19 protein-coding genes are annotated in these 21,684 nt (G+C 68.2%); 12 read left to right on the top strand and 7 right to left on the bottom strand.

Annotated features, from left to right (window positions below):
- Positions 1–549 precede the first annotated feature (549 nt).
- The 6 genes from QFZ27_RS25625 to QFZ27_RS25600 are packed head-to-tail and all read left to right on the top strand — an operon-like array spanning position 550 to position 6,174.
- Positions 550–1,260 (top strand): septal ring lytic transglycosylase RlpA family protein, encoded by a 711-nt coding sequence (locus tag QFZ27_RS25625; RefSeq protein ID WP_429229293.1) that lies wholly within the window; start codon positions 550–552, stop codon positions 1,258–1,260.
- A 47-nt stretch (positions 1,261–1,307) separates the two neighbouring features.
- A complete protein-coding gene (gene tmk, locus QFZ27_RS25620) occupies positions 1,308–1,946 on the top strand; it encodes a dTMP kinase (RefSeq protein WP_429229292.1) in 639 nt (212 codons plus the stop codon).
- A complete protein-coding gene (locus QFZ27_RS25615; RefSeq protein WP_429229291.1) occupies positions 1,943–3,019 on the top strand; it encodes a DNA polymerase III subunit delta' in 1,077 nt (358 codons plus the stop codon). Before tmk ends, QFZ27_RS25615 begins: the two co-directional genes overlap by 4 nt.
- A 30-nt stretch (positions 3,020–3,049) precedes the next feature.
- A complete protein-coding gene (metG, locus tag QFZ27_RS25610) occupies positions 3,050–4,603 on the top strand; it encodes a methionine--tRNA ligase (RefSeq protein WP_429229290.1) in 1,554 nt (517 codons plus the stop codon).
- Positions 4,603–5,412, top strand: a complete 810-nt coding sequence (locus tag QFZ27_RS25605; RefSeq protein WP_429229289.1) for a TatD family hydrolase — start codon at positions 4,603–4,605, stop codon at positions 5,410–5,412. The genes metG and QFZ27_RS25605 overlap by 1 nt, the downstream gene beginning before the upstream one ends.
- Before the next feature lie 3 nt (positions 5,413–5,415).
- Positions 5,416–6,174: an MBL fold metallo-hydrolase gene (locus tag QFZ27_RS25600; RefSeq protein ID WP_429229288.1), complete on the top strand. Its 759-nt coding sequence runs from the start codon at positions 5,416–5,418 to the stop codon at positions 6,172–6,174.
- A 36-nt stretch (positions 6,175–6,210) separates the two neighbouring features.
- Here QFZ27_RS25600 and QFZ27_RS25595 read toward each other — a convergent pair whose 3' ends face one another.
- Positions 6,211–6,387 carry a hypothetical protein gene (locus QFZ27_RS25595; protein ID WP_429229287.1) on the bottom strand — a complete coding sequence of 59 codons (177 nt, stop codon included), beginning with the start codon at positions 6,385–6,387 and terminating at the stop codon, positions 6,211–6,213.
- Positions 6,388–6,644: 257 nt separating this feature from the next.
- Between QFZ27_RS25595 and QFZ27_RS25590 the strand changes: the two genes are divergently transcribed.
- The 5 genes from QFZ27_RS25590 (at position 6,645) to QFZ27_RS25570 (ending at position 12,691) form a co-directional block, all read left to right on the top strand.
- Positions 6,645–7,103 (top strand): hypothetical protein, encoded by a 459-nt coding sequence (locus QFZ27_RS25590; protein WP_429229286.1) that lies wholly within the window; start codon positions 6,645–6,647, stop codon positions 7,101–7,103.
- A gap of 28 nt (positions 7,104–7,131) precedes the next feature.
- Entirely contained in the window at positions 7,132–8,175 is a 1,044-nt protein-coding gene (mgrA, locus tag QFZ27_RS25585; RefSeq protein ID WP_429229285.1) for an L-glyceraldehyde 3-phosphate reductase, read from the top strand.
- Positions 8,176–8,314: 139 nt separating this feature from the next.
- Positions 8,315–8,683, top strand: coding sequence for a Tn3 family transposase (locus QFZ27_RS25580; protein WP_429229284.1), 369 nt, complete (start codon positions 8,315–8,317; stop codon positions 8,681–8,683).
- On the top strand, positions 8,680–11,415 hold the full coding sequence (locus QFZ27_RS25575; RefSeq protein WP_429229283.1) for a DEAD/DEAH box helicase: 2,736 nt from the start codon (positions 8,680–8,682) through the stop codon (positions 11,413–11,415). Before QFZ27_RS25580 ends, QFZ27_RS25575 begins: the two co-directional genes overlap by 4 nt.
- 4 nt (positions 11,416–11,419) lie before the next feature.
- Complete coding sequence (locus tag QFZ27_RS25570) at positions 11,420–12,691, top strand: SWIM zinc finger family protein (RefSeq protein WP_429229282.1); 1,272 nt, start codon at positions 11,420–11,422, stop codon at positions 12,689–12,691.
- A gap of 402 nt (positions 12,692–13,093) precedes the next feature.
- Here QFZ27_RS25570 and QFZ27_RS25565 read toward each other — a convergent pair whose 3' ends face one another.
- The 6 genes from QFZ27_RS25565 to QFZ27_RS25540 all read right to left on the bottom strand — a co-directional run bounded on the left by QFZ27_RS25565 (position 13,094) and on the right by QFZ27_RS25540 (position 20,619).
- Positions 13,094–14,509 (bottom strand): glycoside hydrolase family 15 protein, encoded by a 1,416-nt coding sequence (locus QFZ27_RS25565; RefSeq protein WP_429229281.1) that lies wholly within the window; start codon positions 14,507–14,509, stop codon positions 13,094–13,096.
- A gap of 155 nt (positions 14,510–14,664) precedes the next feature.
- On the bottom strand, positions 14,665–14,901 hold the full coding sequence (locus QFZ27_RS25560) for a hypothetical protein (RefSeq protein ID WP_429229280.1): 237 nt from the start codon (positions 14,899–14,901) through the stop codon (positions 14,665–14,667).
- A 55-nt stretch (positions 14,902–14,956) separates the two neighbouring features.
- Positions 14,957–16,249 carry a glucoamylase family protein gene (locus QFZ27_RS25555; protein WP_429229279.1) on the bottom strand — a complete coding sequence of 431 codons (1,293 nt, stop codon included), beginning with the start codon at positions 16,247–16,249 and terminating at the stop codon, positions 14,957–14,959.
- Complete coding sequence (locus QFZ27_RS25550) at positions 16,246–18,099, bottom strand: ABC transporter ATP-binding protein/permease (RefSeq protein WP_429229278.1); 1,854 nt, start codon at positions 18,097–18,099, stop codon at positions 16,246–16,248. Before QFZ27_RS25550 ends, QFZ27_RS25555 begins: the two co-directional genes overlap by 4 nt.
- A 625-nt stretch (positions 18,100–18,724) precedes the next feature.
- On the bottom strand, positions 18,725–19,657 hold the full coding sequence (gene kce / locus QFZ27_RS25545) for a 3,5-dioxohexanoate:acetyl-CoA acetone transferase (RefSeq protein WP_429229277.1): 933 nt from the start codon (positions 19,655–19,657) through the stop codon (positions 18,725–18,727).
- A 17-nt stretch (positions 19,658–19,674) separates the two neighbouring features.
- A complete protein-coding gene (locus QFZ27_RS25540; RefSeq protein WP_429229276.1) occupies positions 19,675–20,619 on the bottom strand; it encodes a 3-hydroxyacyl-CoA dehydrogenase in 945 nt (314 codons plus the stop codon).
- 146 nt (positions 20,620–20,765) lie between these two features.
- Here QFZ27_RS25540 and QFZ27_RS25535 point away from each other — a divergent pair, with 146 nt between their 5' ends.
- Positions 20,766–21,542, top strand: coding sequence for an SDR family oxidoreductase (locus QFZ27_RS25535; protein WP_429229275.1), 777 nt, complete (start codon positions 20,766–20,768; stop codon positions 21,540–21,542).
- Positions 21,543–21,684: the final 142 nt, after the last annotated feature.

The following is a 21,684-nucleotide window of genomic DNA, read 5'->3' as shown; positions in this document are numbered from 1 at the left end:
ACCGGCCGCACCATACGGATTTGCCGAGCCGGTTTCAAACCGCTTCGTATCGGCAGCGCTGTCGAGACCACCGCGGCAACATCCGACAATTGAAATCGTGAGTTGTCGCTTTTCACTGCGAACCGAAGCGGTTACGGGCCGTACTGTCAAACCGGTCTGCACGCCAGTACAACCTATGAGCGCAGGCAGAAATTCACAGAAATACCGGGCGCCGACCGATGCCGCGGATCGGCTGGCCAGCACATGCTCAGATACGCCGGAGCGAGACGGGACGAATATGCTGGACCATTGACCGGATGTTGTGACATACGGTTTGACATGACTGCCGAACCGATCCTGCCCCGGTCCGGACGCCGCTCTTTTTGCGTGAGATCTAGCCGCACGAAGTCGGATCGTTCTCTGGGACTCGCCGTCGTTGCAGCCATCGGCGTGGCGCTGCTTGCCACCGGATGCGCTCCCTCCCAGCCGGGGAAGGGGAGCATCGCCGAACGGCCCATTCTCGCTCGCCCCGCTGATCCGGGTGTCGTCGCCATCAACGGTGTGCGCTACGTGGCGCGCACCGACCGCGATTCGGTGCAGGTCGGCACCGCCACCTGGTATGGCCCTGGCTTCCACGGCCGCAAGACCGCCAATGGCGAGCGCTTCGACAGCGGCCTCGTCACCGCCGCGCATCGCAGCCTGCCGATGCCCAGCCTGGTCAAGGTCACCAACCTCGACAACGGCCGGACGCTGATCGTCAGGATCAACGACCGCGGCCCGTTCGTGCGGTCGAAGATCATCGACATGTCGGCCCGCGGCGCGGAGCTGCTGGGCTTCCGCGGCAACGGTTCGGCCAAGGTCAAGATCCAGGTGCTGGAGGAGGCGGATCGCTTCCGGGCGCTGCAGCAGCAGCGCGACCAGGCGCGGAAGAGCCAGGTCGCCTCCGTCGGCAAGGATGACGACCTCGTCGACACGCGCTACATCCCCGTACCGCCAGCGCCGGCGGTGCCCGACCGGCTGCCGGAGATCGTCGGCAATGCCGAGGACGAGGCCAAGCCGAACCCGGCCGGCCTGTTCGTCGCCGCCGCCAAGGCCACCCGGCCGCAGCAGGTGGCCTCGCTGTCCGAAGCCCTGCGCCGCTTCGGTCCGGTCTCGACCGCCGCCGCGTCCGGCGCGGTCGAGCTGCGCATCGGCCCCTTCATCGACCCCAAGGCTGCATCGACCACCTTGAAGCAGATCGCCAGCGCGGGCTATTCCGGAGCACGCATCGTCGCCGAGTGACCCCGTCGGTTCGCGGCGCGACGAAGCCGCAACCGAGGACGGATCGCTTGGGCACGCGCGGACAGTTCATCACGCTTGAAGGCGGCGAGGGCTCGGGCAAGAGCACCCAGGCCAAGCGCCTTGCCGCCGATCTCGCCAGGCGCGGCATCGAGGTCGTGAGCACGCGCGAGCCCGGCGGCTCGCCGGGGGCGGAGGCGATCCGCAACCTGCTGGTCAAGGGCGACACCGACCGCTGGGACCCGGTGACAGAGGCGCTGCTGCATTTCGCCGCCCGGCGCGACCATCTGCGCGTCACCGTACGCCCGGCGCTCGACCGCGGCGCCTGGGTCGTCTCCGACCGCTACGCCGATAGCTCGATGGTCTATCAGGGCTGGGGGATGGGTGTGGACCGCGCCGCCCTCGACGCCCTGTTCCGGATCGCCACCGATGGGCTGAAGCCCGACCTGACCCTGATCCTCGACGTGCCGGTCGAGACCGGCCTGGCCCGCGCCGGCGCCCGCCGCGGCGGCGAGGACCGCTACGAGCGGATGGGCGAGGCGCTGCACCAGCGCCTGCGCGACGGCTTCCTGGCCATCGCCGCGGCCGAGCCGGAGCGCTGCGTCGTGATCGACGCCGGCGGCACGGTCGACGCGGTTTCGGCCGCCATCCGCGCGGCGGTCGAGGCGAAGTTCGGGCCGGCGCCATGAGTGCGGAGTTTCCCGCGCCGCGCGCCAATCCGCGGCTGCTCGGCCATGAGGCGGCGGAGGCGGCGTTCCTCGAGGCGCTGCATGCCGGCCGGCTGCCGCATGCCTGGCTGATCACCGGCCCGCCCGGCATCGGCAAGGCCACCTTCGCCTACCGGGTCGCCCGCTTCCTGCTGGCCGGCGGCCCGCGCGGCGCCCAGAGTCTCGATATCCCGGCCGACCATCCGACCTTCCGCCGCGCCGCCGCGTCCGGTCATGCCGACCTGCTGACCATCGAGCGCAACGGCGGCGGCGAGGAGGAGAAGAAGCGCCGCAGCCGCGAGATCCCGGTCGAGCAGATCCGCCGGATCGAGCCGTTCCTGCGCCTGACCGCCGCCGAGGGCAATTGGCGCGTCGTCATCGTCGACGAGGCCGAGGCGATGAACCGCAACGGCGCCAACGCCCTGCTGAAGATCCTGGAGGAGCCGCCGGCGCACGCCATCCTGCTGCTGAGCTGCGGCAATCCCGGCGCGCTGCTGCCGACCATCCGGTCGCGCTGCCGCCACCTGGTGCTGGAGCCGCTGCCCGACGCGACCGTGGACCGGCTGCTGGCCGAGCACGCGCCCGATCTCGACCTCGAGGAGCGGGCGTCGCTGGTCCGGCTGGCCGAGGGCAGCATCGGCCGGGCGGCGGCGCTGATCGAGGAGGGCGGGCTCGGCCTCTATCGCGACATGCTGGGCCTGCTCGATGACTTCCCGCGGGTCGATTTCCGCGCCGTGCACAAGATGGGCGACCGGATCGGGCTGGTCGCGGCGGATTCCAGCTGGCGCCTGTTCACCGGGCTCCTGATCTGGTGGATGGAGCGGCTGGCCCGCGCCGCCGCCCGCGGCACTGCCCCGGCCGAGATCGTGGCGGGGGAGGGTGCGGTGATGCAGCGCGTGGTCGGGGCCCTGGGGCGGGCCGGCGGCCTTGATCGCTGGGTGGAGCTGTGGGACAACACCCGCCGCCTGTTCGCTCAGGCGGACGGGTCCAACCTCGATCGGAAGCAGGTTCTCCTGCAGGCGTTCATCGGCATCGAGCGCGCCTGCAACGGCTGACCGCCGCCGTAGCACGGAAAAGAGGCCGCGATGCCGGCGCCGAAGACATTCTACATCACCACCCCGATCTACTACGTCAACGACAAGCCGCATATCGGCCACGCCTACACGACTCTGGCCTGCGACGTGCTGGCCCGGTTCAAGCGGCTGGACGGCTTCGACGTCCACTTCCTGACCGGCACCGACGAGCACGGCCAGAAGGTGCAGAAGGCCGCCGAGACGGCCGGGGTGGACCCGCAGGCCTTCACCGACCGGGTCAGCCAGAACTTCCGCGACCTGGCCGCGGCGATGAACTTCAGCAACGACGACTTCATCCGCACCACCGAGCCGCGCCACATCAAGGCGTCGCAGGCGATCTGGGAGGCGATGAAGGCCAATGGCGACATCTATCTTGGCGGCTATGCCGGCTGGTACTCGGTGCGCGACGAGGCATTCTACGGCGAGGACGAGCTGACCGTCGTCGACGGCAAGCGCATCGCCCCGACCGGCGCCGAATGCGAATGGGTGGAGGAGCCGAGCTACTTCTTCCGCCTGTCCGCCTGGGGCGACCGGCTGCTGGCCTTCTATGAGGCTAATCCGGACTTCATCGCGCCGGAGTCCCGCCGCAACGAGGTGATCGCCTTCGTCAAATCGGGCCTGCGCGACCTCTCGATCAGCCGCACCACCTTCAACTGGGGCATCGAGGTGCCGGGCGACGAGGCGCACATCATGTATGTGTGGGTCGACGCGTTGACCAACTACCTCACCGCCGTCGGCTATCCCGATGTGGACTCGGACAGCTTCAAGCATTGGTGGCCGGCCGACCTGCATATGGTCGGCAAGGACATCCTGCGCTTCCACGCCCTGTACTGGCCGGCCTTCCTGATGTCGGCCGGGCTGCCGGTGACCAAGCGCGTCTTCGCCCATGGCTGGTGGACCAACGAAGGCCAGAAGATCTCGAAGTCGCTCGGCAACGTGATCGACCCGCTGGAGCTGATCGAGACCTACGGCCTGGACCCGGTGCGCTATTTCCTGCTGCGCGAGGTCTCCTTCGGCCAGGATGGCGACTTCTCCCGGCGCGGCATGATCCAGCGCACCAATGGCGAGCTGGCCAACGGCTTCGGAAACCTGGCGCAGCGCGTGCTGTCGATGATCGGCAAGAACTGCAGCGGCCAGGTGCCGCAGCCCGGCAGCCTGACCGATGAGGACCGCGCCCTGCTGGCCCAGGTCCCGGCGCTGCTGGAGACGCTGCGGCGCGAGTTCGACGTCCAGGCCTTCCATCGCGGCCTGGACGCCGTCTGGGCCGTGGTCGGCGAGGCCAACCGCTATGTCGACGAGCAGGCGCCCTGGACCCTGCGCAAGACCGACCCGGCGCGGATGGCGACGGTGCTGTGGGTGCTGGCCGAGACGGTGCGGCGCCTGTCGATCCTGATGCAGCCGGTGATGCCGCAGTCGATGGCGAAGATGCTCGACCAGCTGGCCGTCGCCGCCGATGCCCGCGGCTTCGCCCGCGTTGGCGACGACGACGCGCTGGTGCCCGGCACGGTGCTGCCGGCGCCGCAAGGCGTGTTCCCGCGCTATGTCGAGCCGGAGGCCACGCCGTAATGCTGCCCCCGTCTATGCTGGTCGACAGCCACTGCCATCTCGATTTCCCGGATTTCGCGGCGGAGATCGACGATGTGGTCGGCCGTGCCCGGGATGCCGGGGTTGGCTGCATGCTGACCATCTGCACCCGGCCGGACCGGCTGCCGGCCACGATCGCGCTGGTCGAGCGTTTCCCGATGCTGTACGGCGCAGCCGGGGTGCATCCGCATGAGGCGAAGGATTTCACCGACCTTACGGTCGAGGGGGTCCTCGCCCTCGTCGCGCATCCGAAGATGGTCGGTATCGGCGAGACGGGCCTGGACTATCACTATGGCCTCAGCCCGGCCGAGGCGCAGCAGGAGAGCTTCCGCCGGCATATCCGGGCGGCGCGGATCGTCGACCTGCCGGTGATCGTGCACACCCGCGAGGCCGAGGCCGATACGCTGCGGATCCTGGAGGAGGAAGGGCAGGGCGGCGACCGGCCGCCGCTGCGCGGCATCATCCATTGCTTCAGCGGAACTAGGCAACTTGCTGAGGAATCGGTAAAACTCGGGCTTCACATATCGCTGTCCGGGATCGTCACCTTCAACCGGTCCGAGGACATCCGCGCCACGGCGAAGGACCTGCCGCTCGACCGTATCCTGGTCGAGACCGACGCACCCTACCTGGCGCCGGTGCCGAAGCGCGGCAAGCGCAACGAGCCGGCCTTCGTCGCCCACACCGCCCAGCGCGTGGCCGAGCTGCACGGGCTGTCGGGCTCAGATTTCGCTCGAAGGACGAGCGACAACTTCTTCGGTCTGTTCACGAAGATCCCGAAGCAAGAGGCCTGACCGATGCGTGTGACGGTGCTCGGCTGCGGCGGTTCGATGGGGGTGCCCATGGTCGGCGGCATCTGGGGCACCTGCGATCCGGCCAATCCGCGCAACCGCCGGCGCCGCCCGTCGATCCTGGTGCAGAGCGACAGCACCACCATCCTGATCGACACCTCGCCGGACCTGCGCGACCAGTTGCTGGACCATGACGTCAAGCGGGTCGACGCGCTGCTCTACACCCACGCCCATGCCGATCATATCCACGGCATCGACGACCTGCGGCCGCTGGCCTTCAAGCAGCCGATCGACGCCTATATGGATTCGGCGGTGCGGCAGGAGCTGGAGGAGCGCTTCGGCTACATCATGACCTCAGTCGAGATGGACCGCGGCTTCTATCACCCGTTCCTGGTGCCGCATCTGCTGGACGGGCCGTTCCGGGTCGGCGACATCGACATCGTGCCGTTCGAGCAGGATCACGGCCGCGTCGTGTCGATGGGCTATCGCTTCGGCCGCTTCGCCTATTCGACCGATGTCGTTCGCCTCGACGACCGCGCCTGGGCGGCTCTGGAGGGGGTGGAGCTCTGGATGGTGGATGCGACGCGGCCGGAGCCGCATGTCTCGCACGCCCATCTCGCCCTGACGGTGGAGTGGATCGAGCGGCTCAAGCCGAAGCAGGCTTGGCTGACCCACATGAACCACCAGATGGACTACGACTGGCTGTGCCGGCAGCTGCCGGGCCATGTCCGGCCGGCCCATGATGGGCTGGTGATCGAAATCTGAATTCGGGGCGGCGGTCCGGCGCCGCCCCGGTACCGGTCAGCGGCGTGGCGGTCGGCGCGACTGCGGGGCCGGATTGGCGGCCTGGTTCGCGGCGGCGCGCTCGGCCAGCGCCAGCTCGGTCTTCAGCTCGGCGATCTTGCGGTCCATGGCGTCCCGCAGCGTCTTCGAGGTGTGATTGCCGAGATGGACGCGCTTCTGCTCCAGCTCCTGCAACTGCTTCTGCTTTTCCTCGCGGTTCCGGCGAATCGGAGCGCCGTCGGACCGCTGTCCGTCAAAAGAACGCATAACTGGCCCTACACTGGGTTTTCGAGAGGATGCCATGGGCACGGCCCGGGGCCGCGCCGCATCCATGGAAGCGCTGGCCTAACCGATCCGGGGGCCATCGTGCAAGCTGGTATGTCGTCCATCCTCGCGCTAGGGTCGCTGCCTTACGACGGAGGGGCGGGGACGTGAAGCCATCGATACGCAGCTTGCGACTCTGGCGCGCGGCGGCGCTGGCGCTGCTGATCGGCCTGTTCGCCACGGCCCCGGCCGGGGCCGGCCCGAAGGACCACCGCTTCCGCATCACCGACGAGCTCGGCCCCGACCAGATCGAGGAGCTGATCGCCGTCGGCATCGACGGCCGCACCGTCGGCGTGCTCCATGTCACCAAGGACGACCCGATCGCCGAGCTGCAGGTCAAGGTGCCGGCCGGGCGGACGGTGCGCTACGAGCTGTGCGGCTTCCTGGTCGTCCGGACGCCGGAAGGCGGCCGTCGCCAGCACCCGATCAACCACACCGGAACCATCGCGGATGCGGACGGGCGCGAGTTGCGCGCCTTCAACCAGAACAACGAGGTCTTTTACCTGCAGGACGGCGCGCCGCAGGACGCCGATGCGGCGAAGACCGCGATCGTCGGCACCGGGCAATGCGCCCAGCCGGTCGCCTGACGCCAACACGATTAAGACGGAAACAGCCATGCAGACACCTTGGATCGCCGATATGGCGCGCTACGAGACCGCCCGATTCCGCCGCTCCGGCCGTAGCGGGCTGCAGTTGCCGGAGATCTCCCTCGGCCTGTGGCAGAACTTCGGCGGGGTCGATCATGTCGAGACCGGCCGCGCCGTGCTGCGCCGCGCCTTCGACCGCGGCGTCACCCATTTCGACCTGGCCAACAACTATGGCCCGCCCTACGGCTCGGCCGAGGAGAATTTCGGCCGCATCTTCGCCGCCGATTTCCGGCCCTATCGCGACGAGTTGCTGATCTCGACCAAGGCCGGCTACGACATGTGGCCGGGGCCCTACGGCAATTTCGGCTCGCGCAAATACCTGGTCGCCAGCCTGGACCAGAGCCTCAAGCGCATGGGGCTCGACTATGTCGACATCTTCTACTCGCACCGGCTCGACCCCGAGACGCCGCTGGAGGAGACGATGGGCGCGCTCGACCACGTCGTGCGCCAGGGCAAAGCGCTCTATGTCGGCATCTCCTCCTACTCGCCGGAGGCAACGCGCCAGGCCGCAGCGATCCTCAAGGATCTCGGCACGCCCTGCCTGATCCACCAGCCCTCCTATTCGATGCTCAACCGCTGGGTCGAGGACGGGCTGCTCGACACGCTGGAGGATCTCGGCATCGGCTGCATCGCCTTCTCGCCGCTGGCCCAGGGCATGCTGACCTCAAAGTATCTGGACGGCGTGCCCGAGGATTCGCGGGCCAAGCGCGGCCGTTCGCTGCAGTCGAGGCTGCTGTCGGAGGGCAACATCGCCCGCATCCGCGAGCTCAACGGCATCGCCCAGCGCCGCGGCCAGACCCTGGCCCAGATGGCGCTGACCTGGGTGCTGCGCGACCCGCGCGTCACCTCGGCCCTGATCGGCGCCCGCTCGGTGGCCCAGCTCGACGACAGCCTCGACGCGCTGAAGAGCGCGCCGCTGACCACGGAAGAGCTGGCCGAGATCGACCGCCACGCCTTGGACGGCGGCATCGACTTGTGGCGGGCGTCCTCGACCGCAAAGGCGGCGGGGTAGTGCGAGCGTCGCTGGGATTCCGGCCACGAGAAGGAGTAAGACGCGAACGCGGCCTGGGCGAGACTGACGCTGTCGACCGATCTGGGATGAGGTTGCCCGAGGCGATGAAATCGGGAACACGCGGTGAATCGGGATTTGGGTGCCGAAGCTCTGTCGCGCGGCCGCCGAGGCGTTCCGCCGTGAGATCCACGACAGGCTGAACGTGGTGGAAAGCTGGAATAGCGCCAACGGCTTCATCTTCTTCGGCAAGGGCGGCGAGATCGCCTCCAACCGCATGGAAATCTGGGAGATGGCCGTGCTGGCGCTGCACCCGCTGCGGAGCTGCCTGGTCTATGTGAGACCGCTGATGCTGCAGCGGATCCTGTCCAAGCCCGGCTGGGAAGCGCGGATGACGCCGGAGGGCTGGCGTGGGCTGACGCCGCTGATCTACGCTCACATCAACCCTTACGGCCGATTCAACCCGGACCTCAGCTGCCGCATAGACTTCGAGCCGCGGATGGCAGCGTGACCGGCCATCCGTCCGACGGTCGGGCAGTGCCGATCAGCCTTCGCCTGACCCCACACGGCCATCTCATCGCGGAAGGCGCTGACGCACCCGAGATCGCCGGCGCGTCCTCCATGGCGGCGCGCCTGGGCGAAGCATTCGCTCAGGGCACCGGATATGGCTTGCTGCGCCTCGGCGCGGGCGAGGTCGGCCAGCCCCTGCCACCAATCCTCGCGTGGTGGCGCGCCTTCGCAGCCCGCTATGTGACGGCACTCTGCCTGCACGCCGGAGGCGCGACGGAAGAGGCCTCGGTCTCAGCAGTCCTCGACGTTCCGGCACCGGACGAGGCGGACCTCGGCACTCTGGTGCTGACAGCCCCGATGATGATCGGCGCCGAATACCTCACGCCGGAGGTGCTGCGGTCGCTCTGGGCCGAGATCGCCCAGGCGGCGGCTGCCTGCCTCGCTGCCGCCGGCACCGACCTGCAGAGCTTCCTGAAGGCGCTCAACCCGGCCTGGAACCTGGTCGGCCGCGTGCATTTCAACCTGGCGGAGAACCGCAGCGATGCGGACAACCCCTTCGCCTTCATGGCCACCTACACCACCCACCTGTCGGCGCAGGCCAGGGCGCAGCACCTGCCGCTCGGCCAGGCCCTGCGCGAATACGCCGGCGCCGCCAACCGGGCCAAGCTGCTGTCACTGCTGCTGCCGGTGCAACGGGCCGTCGAGACCTGCTCCTGGCTTAAGCCGATGATCGACAGGGGGGAGATCTTTCATCCCCTGCGGTGGACACCGGGTGACGCCGCGCGCCTCCTCACCAGCGCCACCGACCTGGAACGAGCCGGGGTGGTGGTGCGCATGCCGGCCACCTGGCGCGCCGGACGTCCATCGCGGCCACAGGTTGCCGCCGTCGTCGGCAGCAACGCCCCTTCCGTGCTCGGCTTGGACGGCCTCCTGGACTTCACGGTCGAGATGACCCTCGGCGGCGAGACGCTGAGCGACCAGGAGATCGCCGCCCTGCTCGCCGGCACCGAGAGCCTCGTGCTGCTGCGCGGCCAGTGGGTCGAGGTCGACCGCGAGCGGCTCACCCGCACGCTGGACCGCTTCCAGGCGGCGGAGGCGCTTGCCCGGCGCGACGGCCTGACCTTCGCCATGGCGATGCGGATGCTGGCCGGCCTCCCCGCGGAGGAGACCCCCGACGACACCACCGCCGACTGGTCGCGCGTCACCGCCGGGCCATGGCTGGCCGCCGCCCTGCAGTCGCTGCGCGCTCCGAACGGCGGTGGAATCGATCCAGGCCCTGCGCTGCACGGCACCCTCAGGCCCTACCAGAAGGCCGGCGCCCAGTGGCTGCACCTGCTGTCGGGGCTCGGCCTCGGCGCCTGCCTGGCCGATGACATGGGGCTGGGCAAGACCATCCAGGTGCTGGCCCTCCTCCTGGCGCAACGTCAGATGGCCGGTCCCACACCACTGCCGCCGTGCCTCCTGGTGGCGCCGGCCTCGCTGCTGGCGAACTGGATGACCGAGATCGAGCACTTCGCTCCCAGCCTGACGGCAAGGATCCTGCATCCCTCGGCCATGACCGCCGAAGAGATGCGGCAGTTTTCTCCGGAGCGGGCCCAGGAGCTGGACCTGGCAATCACCAGCTACGGCACGCTCTTGCGCATGCCGATCCTGGCCGATATCGCCTGGCGGCTCGTCATCCTCGACGAGGCCCAGGCGATCAAGAACCCGAACGCTAAGCAGACACGGGCCACCAAGGCCCTGAAGGCTCAGGCCCGGATCGCCCTGACCGGGACGCCGGTCGAGAACGATCTCGGCGACCTCTGGTCGATCTTCGATTTCATCAACCCGGGCCTCCTCGGCACCGCCAAACAGTTCGGCAAGGTCGCCGCCAAGCTCGCCGAACGCGACCACAACCCCTACGGCCCGCTGCGCGAGCTCGTCCGGCCCTACATCCTGCGGCGCATGAAGACGGACAAGTCGATCATCGCCGACCTGCCCGACAAGACCGAGGTCAAGGCCCATTGCCATCTCAGCCGCCGCCAGGCCGCGCTTTATGGCCAGGCGGTCGAGGATCTCGCCGAGAAGCTGGAGATCGCCGACGGCATCCAGCGCCGGGGTCTCGTCCTGGCGACGCTGATGCGCCTGAAGCAGATCTGCAACCACCCCTCGCAGTGGCTCCATGACGACGCCTGGGACGAGGCGGACAGCGGCAAGCTGGCCCGGCTGCGCGAGATCGCCGAAGCGGTGGCCGTCCGGCAGGAGAAGATCCTGGTTTTCACCCAGTTCCAGGAGGTCATCGCGCCGCTCGCGGCCTTCCTCGGCTCGGTGTTCGGCCGCGCCGGGCTCGTGCTGCACGGCGACACCGCCGTCGGCAAACGCAAGGATCTGGTCGCGACCTTCCAAGAGGATGAGACGGTGCCGTTCTTCGTCCTGTCGCTGAAGGCCGGAGGCTCCGGGCTGACCCTGACGGCGGCGTCGCATGTCGTGCATTTCGACCGCTGGTGGAACCCGGCGGTGGAGAACCAAGCCACCGACCGGGCCTTCCGCATCGGTCAGAACAGGAACGTCCTGGTGCACAAGTTCCTGTGCCGCGGCACCGTGGAGGAGAAGATCGACGCCATGATCGACGCCAAGCAGGGGCTCGCCGACGCTTTGCTGGCGAACACCAGGGAGATTACCCTGACCGAACTCTCCGACGACGCCCTCCTGCGGCTGGTCCGCCTCGACCTCGACGCCGCGATGAAGGACTGAGCCAATGTCGCGATACGACGACCACGGCGGCTGGGCCCCCTACGTCCCCGTCGCCGAGCGGCGCCGCAGGGCCGCCCGCGAGGTCGAGACGCTGCGCCGCAAGGGCCATCCCGTCGCGCCGGTGACGATCGAGGGTCGCCAGATCGCCACCACCTTCTGGGGCAAGGCCTGGTGCGACAACATGGAGAGCTATCACGACTTCGAGAGCCGCCTCCCCCGCGGTCGCACCTATGTGCGCAACGGCTCGGTGCTCGACCTGCAGATCGCCCGCGGCAAGGTCACGTCGCTGGTCAGCGGCTCGGAACTCTACCACGTGGCCATCGCCATCACCGAGATCCCGAAGGTGAAGTGGGAGGCCATCCGCGCCGATTGCTCCACCGGCATCGACAGCCTGGTCGAGCTGCTACAGGGCCGCTTCTCCAAGGGCATCATGGAGCGCCTCTGCCGGCAGAATGCCGGGCTGTTCCCGAAGCCGACGGAGATCCGCCTCTCCTGCACCTGCCCGGACTATGCGTCGATGTGCAAGCACGTCGCCGCGGTGCTGTACGGCATCGGCGCCCGGCTCGATCACGCGCCGGAGTTGCTGTTCCAGCTGCGTGGCGTCGACGGCGGCGATCTGGTCGCCCAGGTCGACGCTTCGTTGCCGATCTCGACCACGGACGTGGCCGCCGACAAGGTGCTGGCCGCCGATGACCTCTCAGCGCTGTTCGGCCTCGACATGGCCGAGCAGCCGGCCGCGCCGCCAGAGCCGTCGTTCAGACGGCGCGAGCCCAACTCCCCGGCCCCGAAAGATCCCGAGCCTGTCGCCAAGGCAAACCGGGCCAAGACGCCTGGCAATCCCGACACACCGCCCCTTACCCTCACTGTGGACGTATTCATCCCTCTTGCCGCGTCCAACGTCCTGGGCGTGGTGGTCGCCGGTGGCGGCAGCCCCAAGCGCGACGTCACGACCACCCTGGAATTCGACTCGCGAACGCTCGGCGAGGCCCTGGCCCAGGCCCGGGAGTTCGTCGAACGCGCCATCGACGACCTGTTCGGCCCGCAATGGACGCGCTGGTTCCAGGCCTCTTATGGCTGGCAGCTCTCCGAGATCGGCTTCGATCCCGAGACGGGGCTGCACCTCCGTGAGCCGATCCCGCCAGATCCGTCAGCACAGCGGACGGTGGCCTCAGCACACCCAGCCATAAAGCCCTCGCGTAGGGTGCGCGCAAAGGGTCGATTGAGCGACCAAAAATCCACCCCGGGAAAAACAAAGACAGCAAAAACAAAGACTTGATCCGCGCGCAGACCTATCGCCAAATTATGCAAGGCAACAGGCGTCTGCGACATCACCATGCTGCTCGGGTAGGACGAAGAGCCGGCCCGTATGCGTTGCCTCCCCGCCAGCGAGACCTTTTCAGAATTTGATCACCTGAACCGACGTGTGCTTTCCACACTTCTCCGCGGGAGGGGGAGGGGGAGGGGGAGGGGTAGGCGGAGGCGTGTCGATGACGGGAGCCGGCGTGGAATCGGCCAGGATTTCTGCGGGGGCGGTGGTGACGCTCCACATCAATTCCATCGACACCAAACCCCTCCCTCAACCTCTGCAAGGGGAGGGGAAGGATAGAAGGGATAGACCGGGAAACGGCGGTGTTCCGAAAAGGTCTCGCAAGCGGAAGAGACAACGCAGTGCTGCTCGTCAGAGGCCGCTCGACGCTTGCCGCCGCGCCCGGACCGCGGTGATGCAGCCGGCATAGCTCCAGCCCAGATGCTTCGCCGAGGTCTGGGCGCCGCCGGTGCGGTCGAACTGCTCGGACAGGGCGCCGTCGGCCGGGGTGAAGGCCTGCACTGTGGCCAGGAAGGCGTCGCCGCGGGCGAGGAAGGCGGCGGCCAAACGCCGGCTGTCGAGATCGTCGGGCTCGGTGCCCAGCGCGCGGGCGACGAAGCGGCGGTTGTCGGTGGTCAGGGCGAAGGCCGCGCCGCCCGCCAGAGCCGCGGCCAAGCGATAGTGGAATTCCGCCGCCGCCAGGGTCGCGATGTACCAGGCGCCGCCGCCGTAGTAACGGTCCTCGCGGTAGCGGCCGAGCGCCGGGGCCGGCCGCCCGGCATTGATCGGGAACAGGCCGGCGAACAGATTCTCCAGCGCGGCGAGCGTCGCCTGGGCCTTCGGGTCAAGCACGCTGTGCGGCCCGGAAGGCAGGCCGGCATGGAGCACGCCGAGGATCACGGCGATGTCGAGGTCACGGCCCGGCGCGCCTGATGCGGCTGGCATCAGACTGGCATAGGCGCCGGCCTGCCAGTGGCTGTCCGCGGCCGCCGCGAGCACCGTGGCGGCTTCCCGGCATCGCCCGGCGGCCTCGCTATCGCCCTGCGCCTCCAACCACTCCGCACCCCGGCGCAGCGCGGCGCATTGCACCACGCCGGTGTAGTAGTCATGGCCGAGGCTGTCCTCCCAGATCTCGAAGCTGGGCTCGGCGTGATGCGCCAGGACGAAGTCCAGGCCGATCCGCAACAGCCCGGCCGCCTCGTCCCGGACGCCCGGCTCCAGCACCCCGTCCTCCAGGCAGCGCAGCAGCATCAGAGCCTGCAGCGCCGACCCGTCATGCTGCGGCCGCGACCAGTTCAGCGTGTCCAGCGTGCCGTCCGGGTTGACCCGGACCTCGCCCCAGATCCGGTCGCCGGCGACGCCGCGCAGATCGGCCTCGGACCGGACATGCTGCACGAAATCCGGGTCGACGCCCTGGCGCGGATCGCCCTTGGCCAGCACCGCGGCACCGGTCAGCCCGCGCAGGCCGAGGCTGAAGCGGATAAAGTCGCGAATATGGCCGGCATCCGCGGCCGGCCGGGTTCCATCCGCCACCAGGATGCGCAACGCATCCATCACCAGCGCCGAATCCCGGAACCAATGGAAGAAATAGTCCGGGTCGGGGTCGTAGGCCCCCATCACCGCCGAGGCCACGACCGATCCGGGCCGCGGCACGATGCGCTGGCGGAAGGGCGACCGCTCCTTCACCAGATGGGTGGCGGAGACGCCGAGCGTCAGGTTCCGGGCGGCGACGGCGTATTGCCGGTCGATCCATTCCGTGAAGGCGGGGTCTGTCGTGGGAGGTGTCATCGACCAGATTAAGATCTGAAATGAAGATCGTTTGCTAACTCTTTAATGTCATTGCCGGGCTTGACCCGGCAATCCAGAGAGCGTCGAGACCTTCTGGATGCCCGGGTCAAGCTCGGACATGACAAATGAGTTCGGTCTGAACGCGCCCGAGGCGATCAAGCGTCGATCAGGCCGAGACGGGTCTCGATCCGGTCGAGCCGCTTCTCGACCTTGTCGAAACGCACGGAATGTTCGGCAAGGGCGATCTCAGTGCGCGCGAATCCCTGAGCCATGTTGACCTCGAGCCGCCCGACACGGGCGGTCAGGTCGTCCAGGCGCTCAACGACGCGATCCATGCCGGCGCGGAGATGCCGGAGATGCTCGAGGACGAGGTTTTCGGTCTTCTCGTTCATGGCGATCAGTGTAGCAGAAATTCCGAAAGAAGGACGACGACGTGCCCGCCGCCCATCACCGCTTGCCTAGATGCGGGCTGTCGAAGCCGAGGGTGCGCAGGCCGCGCTGCACGTCCGGGTCGCCCATGAACAGCTTCCACAGCAGGCCGGTGCGGTGGTTCTCGATCATCACCACGATCGGCCCCTGGTCGATTGCCAGATAGGTGTCGGCCACCCAGTTCGCCTGTTCGGAGAAGGCGTCGACGAAGCCGTACTTGTCCCAGATCCGGTCGCCCAGCGCCTCGTAGAAATGCCGCAGCGCCCGCATCGACTGCTCGGGCGTGTAGGGCATCGCCGACAGCGCCGCGGTCGGGCTGATGACGCCGAGGTCGTTGTCCGGCGCATGGGCCGAATAGCCGCCCGGCGTGTCGCTCGCCGTCAGGCCCCAGCAATCCGGCCCATAGCCCTTGAAGCCGTTCGGGTTGCGGACGCAGTGCTCGTGGTTGATCAGCGTGTGCCGGCGGTTCTGCTCCCAGTAGTCGGCGTACTGGTCCTTCAGGCCGCGTGGGTCGAGGCCGAGGAAGGAGTAGTGGCTGAAGAACAGCGGCCCGCCATAGGGCATGCCCAGCGGCAGCTCGATGTCGTAGTAGGTGCGCTGGCTCAGGAAGTACCGGCCGACGGCCCAGCCGCGGTGATAGACCTCGGCATCGATGGCGTAACGCGGCGAGGCCGCGGCCATGACATAGGTGATCAGGCACTCATTCCAGCCGCGGATCTCGTGGCCCAGGCCCCAGCCGTTGTTGGCGCCCCAGTGCCAGAACAGCACATTCAGCCCGCCGCGGGTGTACCAGCTCCACTCGGTCTCGTTCCACAGCCAGGCGATATGGTTGCGCAGCTCGGTCTCGTCGGCGGCGTCGCGGTCGAAATAGCGGCGGGCGGTGAGCAGTCCCTGGAACAGGAAGGCGGTCTCGACCAGGTCGCCGCCGTCATCCTTGCGGCTGAACGACACCGTGGCGCCGGTGCGGCCGTCCAGGAAATGCGGGAACACGCCGTGATGCGAGGTGGTGTGCTCCAGGTGGCGGACGATGGTCATCAGCCTCTCGACCGCGGCCGCGCGCTCGATCCAGCCGCGTTCTGCCGCGACGATGATCGCCATGATGCCGAAGCCGGAACCGCCGGTCGTGACCCAGTCGTTCGGCGCCTTGCCGGTGCGGTCGGTGCGGTCGGGGATCATGCCGCTGACCGGATGCGCCGCCTCCCAGAAGAACTGGAAGGTCTGGCGCTGCACGAGGTCGAGCAGGGCGTCGTCCGACAGCGCCGCGGCGCCCTTCCTGGAAGCGCGGCGGGTTGCGGCAGGCCGTGTGGTCATTCCATCGGGTCTCGGTGGTGGAGCAGGGGGGCGAAGCCGGCGGAGGAGGGGATCGCCCGCCGCGGCGGCCGGCCGATCGGGATCCGGCGCTCGCCGGTGACCTCGTCGGTCAGGTGCAGCCGCAGGACGCGGGTGTAGAAGCCGTTCTTGACCTCGCGCCGGGCGATGGTGATCACCGCCGTCTCCGGCAGCTCGTGCTCGAAGATCGACATCGCCGTCTTCCGCCGGTCCTCGTCCAGCGCGTCGACCATTTCGTCGATGAACACCCATTGCGGCTTGTGCAGCAGCAGCCGGGCGAAGGTCAGGGTCTGCAGCTCATCGCTGGTCAGCTCCTTGTCCCAGTTCTTGACCTGGTCGAGCGAGATCTCGTGATGCCCCATATCGGTGCGCCGGAGCGCGCCGCAGATCTGCTCATCGGTGAAGCCGGTCGCATCCGTCGGGTAGGTCAGGGCGTCGCGCAGCGAGCCGGGCGGCAGGTAGGGCCGTTGCGGCAGGAACATGGTGCGGGCCTGGGACGGCATCAGGATGCGGCCGGTGCCCCAGGGCCACAGCCCGGCGAAGGCGCGGAACAGCGTGCTCTTGCCGCCGCCAGTGCGGCCGACGATCAGGACGTGCTCGCCCGGCTTGATCTCGACCTGCTCGTCGTCCAGCACCGCCAGGCCGCCGGCCGACAGCACGCCCAGCTTCTCGAAGCCCAGCGCGTCGCCGGTGCCTTCGACGATCTCGATCTTGCGCGGCTCGCCGTTCAGGGTCTCGAGCGTCACCAGCGTCTCACGGAAGCTCATCACGCGCAGCAGCGTCGCCCGCCAATCGGCCAGATTGCTGAAGTTGTCGACGAACCAGCGCAGCGCCTGCTGCACCTGGACGAAGGCGCCGACCGCCACCATCAGTTCGCCGAAGGTCAGGTCGCCGCCGAAATAGCCGGGCGAGGCGACCAGGATCGGGGCGACGATGGTGAACCAGCCATAGCCGGCGGTGACCCAGGTCAGGTTGGTGACGGCACGGACATAGCGCAGCATCACCACGATGATCCGGTCGAGGTCGCCGTCCAGGCGTCGCCGCTCGTCCGCCTCGCCGCTGTCGAGGGTGATGCCGTCGACATGCTCGTTGACCCGGACCAGGGCCGCGCGCAGATCGGCCTCGCGGGCATAGCGCTCGGCATTGATGTTGATCAGCGGCCGGCCGACGCGAAAGCTCACCCAGGAGGCGGCTGCGGCGTAGAGCAGGGCGCACCAGACCATGTAGCCGGGAATCGAGATCGGCATGCCGTCGATCTTGAGGGCGATGCCCTGGGACAGGATCCACAGCACGCCGACGAAGCTGATCAGCAGCAGGGTCGACTGCAGCAGGCCAATGCCGAGATCTGTCGACAGCTCGGTCAGGTGCCGCGCATCCTCATGGATGCGCTGGTCCGGATTCTCGCCGATCTCGCCGGCGCCGGCCAGGCGGAAGGCGCGCTTCGGCTTCAGCCACTCGCCGAACAGGTCGCGGGTAAGCCCGGCCCGCAGCCGCACCTTGAGCGTCTGGTTGAGCCAGACCTGGGCGACATTGAGCGTCAGCAGCACGCCGGCGATGAAGACGAAGACCACCAGCTGGTGCAGGAATCCGCTCAGGCTCTTCTGCGCCAGCGCATCATAGAAGGGCTGGTTCCAGGCGTTCAGCCGGATCTGCGCGCCCGCGGTCAGGGCGATGACGACGACAACGCCGGCGACGAGAACGAGGATGCGCTTCCAGTCGGGCGAGGCCCGCAGCGTCCGGAACAGGGTCAGAAGTTGAGAGAGGAGAGTCTGGCTGACGATCGATTGCTCGTGACCGGCAGCCATCTGCGACGCCTCGGGCGCCTGTGCCATTGAACCTGTCCGTTCCCTAACGCTTCTTACGCTCCCTTTCGGGATGCTTGCCTCGATCATACGCATAGACGCGATATCGGTCGTGCACCGAATTGAAGCACCAGGTTTTGTGCGGGTTTGCGCGCCCATCACGACACACGTTTCGCACGGATGCCGAAGGAAAGGCGGCAGACTCGGCGGGACAGCTCCCGGAGATCGGCCGAAGATCGTCCAGCCTCACGACGCACCGAAGCGGTAGAAGAAATCGCCCCCCGCCCCTTCACATCGACAATCATGCCGCTTCTAATGATCTGCATCTCAGAAACAAAATAACCACTACATTGAGAGATTGGTGATGGTTTCAGATTGAGGACTAGCTCTGCACTAAAAGGGTAACACGGAGCTCGGGCCGATCCTCTATCAATATCGGATGAAGCCGGCGAAACGAGGGCGAGGCTGCCACATTGTGGCGTGACGTGGGATTCCGGCCACAGCGATGACCGTCCCGCCTGGACTCGCGGCGGTGCGGCCCGGCCGGGCTTCGGAATCGGGATGTGCAGGGCCGTGTCCATGTCGCCATGGAAGCACGAGCCGCCGGCCCGGGCTGTGACTGCCGTAACAGCCCGGGTCTTGTCGTCCGACCGTGTCAGAAGGCGACGCGGTCGCCGCCCTTCAGCGCCAGGATCTCGCGCGCCTCATCCGGCGAGGCGATCTCGAGGCCGAGGCCCTCGATGATCTGGCGGGCGAGGCGGACCTGCTGGGCATTCGACTCCGCCAGCTTGCCGGGGCCGGCCCAGAGCGAATCCTCGAGCCCGACGCGGACATTGCCGCCCATCGCCGCCGCCATCGCCGCGATCGGCAGCTGGTTGCGCCCAGCGCCGAGCACCGACCATTCGTACTGGTCGCCGAACAGCCGGTCGGCGGTGCGCTTCATATGCGCCACATCCTCCGGATGCGGGCCGATGCCGCCGAGGATGCCGAACACGGTCTGGACGAACAGCGGCGGCTTGACCAGGCCCCGCTCCAGGAAGTGGTGCAGATTATAGAGGTGCGAGGTGTCGTAGCATTCGAACTCGAAGCGGATACCGTCGTCACTGAGGGTCCGAAGGACGAACTCGATATCCTTGAAGCTGTTGCGGAACACCAGGTCGCGCGAGGCCTCCAGAGCCTCCGGCTCCCAGGAATGCTTGAACTCCTTGAACCGGTTGAGCATCGGGAACAGGCCGAAATTCATCGACCCCATGTTCAGCGACGCGACCTCCGGCTTGAAGGTCTGGGCCGGCAGGATGCGCTCCTCGACCCGCATCCAGGGGGCGCCGCCAGTGGTCAGGTTCACGACGCAGTTCGAGCGCTGCTTGATCACCTTCAGGAACGGCTCGAAGGCCTGCGGCGTCTGGTCGGGCTTGCCGGTCTCCGGGTCGCGGGCGTGCAGATGGACGATGGCGGCCCCGGCCTCGGCCGCGCCGATCGCCGCCTCGGCGATCTCGGCGGCGGTCACCGGTAGGTGGGGCGACATCGACGGGGTGTGGATCGCCCCGGTGACGGCGCAGGTGATGACGATCTTGCGGCTCTTGGCCATCTGGTCTGTCCTCTGGCTCAGGAAACGGTCGGGTCTTCGGGCTGCGCCGCCTTGTGGGCCTTCAGCGCCGCCAGGCGGCGGTCGCGCCAAGCGCTGCGGGCGGCCAGCCGGTCGGCATCCGGGGTCTCGCCCCAGCCGGCGAGCAGACGGTCGACGGTGGGGCCGTCCCACACCTCCGGCTTGGCAGGATCGGCGGCGAGGCGGCGGTAGAAGCCGGTGTAGCGGTCGCAATAGTCGGGGATGCCGCCCGGCGCGTTCAGCTCGATCGTGCCGAAGGGGCCGAGGAAGGACCAGCGCAGGCCGAGCCCGTCCTTGATGGTCTTGTCCAGGTCCTGCGGGCTGATCACGCCGTCGCCGACCAGCCGGAAGGCCTCGGCCAACAGGGCGCCCTGCAGCCGGTTCAGCACGAAGCCGTCGACCTCGCGGTGAATCGTGACCGGCTCCTGCCCGATGGCGCTGTAGATCCCGCGCGCCCGCTCGATAGTCTCGGGTGCGGTCCAAGGCCCGCCGCACAGCTCAACCATCGGCACCAGATGCGGCGGGTTGACCGGATGGGCCACCAGGCAGCGGTCACGGCCGGCGAGGCCCTCGGTAAAGCGCGAGGCGACGATCGCAGAGGTGGAGGAGGCGAGGATCGCGTCACGCGGTGCCAGCCGGTCCAGCTCGGCGAACACCGCGCGCTTGATCTCGACATCCTCTGGCAGGTTCTCCTGCACCAGTTCGACCCCGTTCACCGCCTCGGCCAGCGATCCGGCGGCCCGGACCCGCGCCGCGGCGCCGGCCGGGTCGTCGACCAAACCGTGGCCCGCAAGCTCCGCCAGCCCTTCGGCGATTAGCCCCGGCGCCGCCTCCAGCGCGGCGGGGCTGGAATCGCTCAGCCGCACCTGCCAGCCGGCGGCGGCGAAGACGATCGCCCAGGACCGGCCGATCAGCCCGGTGCCGATGATCGCGACGGTCGGCATGACTCTGTCTCCTCCCGCATTGTCGTTATGCCAACGGTCCGACAAAGCGGCCCCCGGGTCCAGATCGCGATCGGCAACCCAGGCCGGCTTGGTTGTGATGGCCCGCCGGGATAGGGTTGCCGGCAACGAGCAAGGAGGAGAACGCCATGGATCTCGGCATCAACGGTCTGCGCGTCCTGGTTACCGCCGGCGCGTCCGGCATCGGGCGGGAGATCGTCCGCGCCTTCGTAGAGGAGGGGGCTCGGGTGCATGTCTGCGACGTCGACCGGGCGGGGCTCGAATCGCTGGCGGCGGAAAGCCCGGCGATCAGCACCACCACGGCCGACATGTCCGACCGCGCGGCCGTGACCCGGCTGTTCGACGAGGCGCTGACGGCGCTCGGCGGACTCGACTGCCTGGTCAACAATGTCGGCATCGCCGGCCCGACCGGCCGGGTCGACGAGATCGATCCGGAGGAGTGGGACCGGACGCTGGCGGTCAACATCACCGGCCAGTTCAACTGCACCCGCCTGGCCGTGCCGCATCTGGCCAGGAGCGACAATGCCAGCATCGTCAACCTGTCCTCCTCTGCCGGCCGGCTGGGCTTCCCGCTGCGGACGCCCTATGCCGCCTCGAAATGGGCGGTGGTCGGCTTCACCAAGTCGCTGTCGATCGAGCTAGGGGCCCTCGGCATCCGGGTCAACGCGATCCAGCCCGGCATCGTCGAGGGCGACCGTATCCGCCGGGTCTTCGCCGCCAAGGCGGCGCAGCGCGGCATGACGGCCGAGGCGATGCAGGAACAGTCCCTGGCGCAGGCCTCGATCCGGGAGATGATCCAGCCACGCCAGCTGGCCGACCAGATCCTGCTGCTGGCCTCGCCCCGCGGCCGTACCATCTCCGGCCAGGCGATCAGCATCTGCGGCGACCTGCAGTCGCTGGCCTGAGATCGGCGTCCCGCTCCGTACTGATCTTCCTAGGCAGGGACTTTTCAGACCTTCTCCGCTCGGTTCTCAATTACGTGTGGTCTCGGCCTGATTCTCAACAAATTCGTCCAATATCAGGCCGTGAGTGGGTTTGGAGGGGGAA

The sequence above is a fragment of the Inquilinus ginsengisoli genome, from assembly GCF_050434925.1.
In the GTDB taxonomy this organism is placed as follows: Bacteria; Pseudomonadota; Alphaproteobacteria; order DSM-16000; family Inquilinaceae; genus Inquilinus; species Inquilinus ginsengisoli_B.
Note: the sequence above shows the minus strand (reverse complement) of the source record. Positions and strands in the feature narration are given on the sequence as shown.

What these genes read in the sequence shown, in the direction of transcription:
- QFZ27_RS25560 (WP_429229280.1), bottom strand. Translation starts at nt 14,901, where the DNA reads ATGAACGAGAAGACCGAAAACCTCGTCCTCGAGCATCTCCGGCATCTC.
- QFZ27_RS25605 (WP_429229289.1), top strand. Translation starts at nt 4,603, where the DNA reads ATGCTGCCCCCGTCTATGCTGGTCGACAGCCACTGCCATCTCGATTTC.
- QFZ27_RS25600 (WP_429229288.1), top strand. Translation starts at nt 5,416, where the DNA reads ATGCGTGTGACGGTGCTCGGCTGCGGCGGTTCGATGGGGGTGCCCATG.
- mgrA (WP_429229285.1), top strand. Translation starts at nt 7,132, where the DNA reads ATGCAGACACCTTGGATCGCCGATATGGCGCGCTACGAGACCGCCCGA.
- QFZ27_RS25540 (WP_429229276.1), bottom strand. Translation starts at nt 20,619, where the DNA reads ATGCCGACCGTCGCGATCATCGGCACCGGGCTGATCGGCCGGTCCTGG.
- QFZ27_RS25565 (WP_429229281.1), bottom strand. Translation starts at nt 14,509, where the DNA reads ATGACACCTCCCACGACAGACCCCGCCTTCACGGAATGGATCGACCGG.
- kce (WP_429229277.1), bottom strand. Translation starts at nt 19,657, where the DNA reads ATGGCCAAGAGCCGCAAGATCGTCATCACCTGCGCCGTCACCGGGGCG.
- QFZ27_RS25570 (WP_429229282.1), top strand. Translation starts at nt 11,420, where the DNA reads ATGTCGCGATACGACGACCACGGCGGCTGGGCCCCCTACGTCCCCGTC.
- QFZ27_RS25615 (WP_429229291.1), top strand. Translation starts at nt 1,943, where the DNA reads ATGAGTGCGGAGTTTCCCGCGCCGCGCGCCAATCCGCGGCTGCTCGGC.
- metG (WP_429229290.1), top strand. Translation starts at nt 3,050, where the DNA reads ATGCCGGCGCCGAAGACATTCTACATCACCACCCCGATCTACTACGTC.
- QFZ27_RS25535 (WP_429229275.1), top strand. Translation starts at nt 20,766, where the DNA reads ATGGATCTCGGCATCAACGGTCTGCGCGTCCTGGTTACCGCCGGCGCG.
- QFZ27_RS25550 (WP_429229278.1), bottom strand. Translation starts at nt 18,099, where the DNA reads ATGGCACAGGCGCCCGAGGCGTCGCAGATGGCTGCCGGTCACGAGCAA.
- QFZ27_RS25555 (WP_429229279.1), bottom strand. Translation starts at nt 16,249, where the DNA reads ATGACCACACGGCCTGCCGCAACCCGCCGCGCTTCCAGGAAGGGCGCC.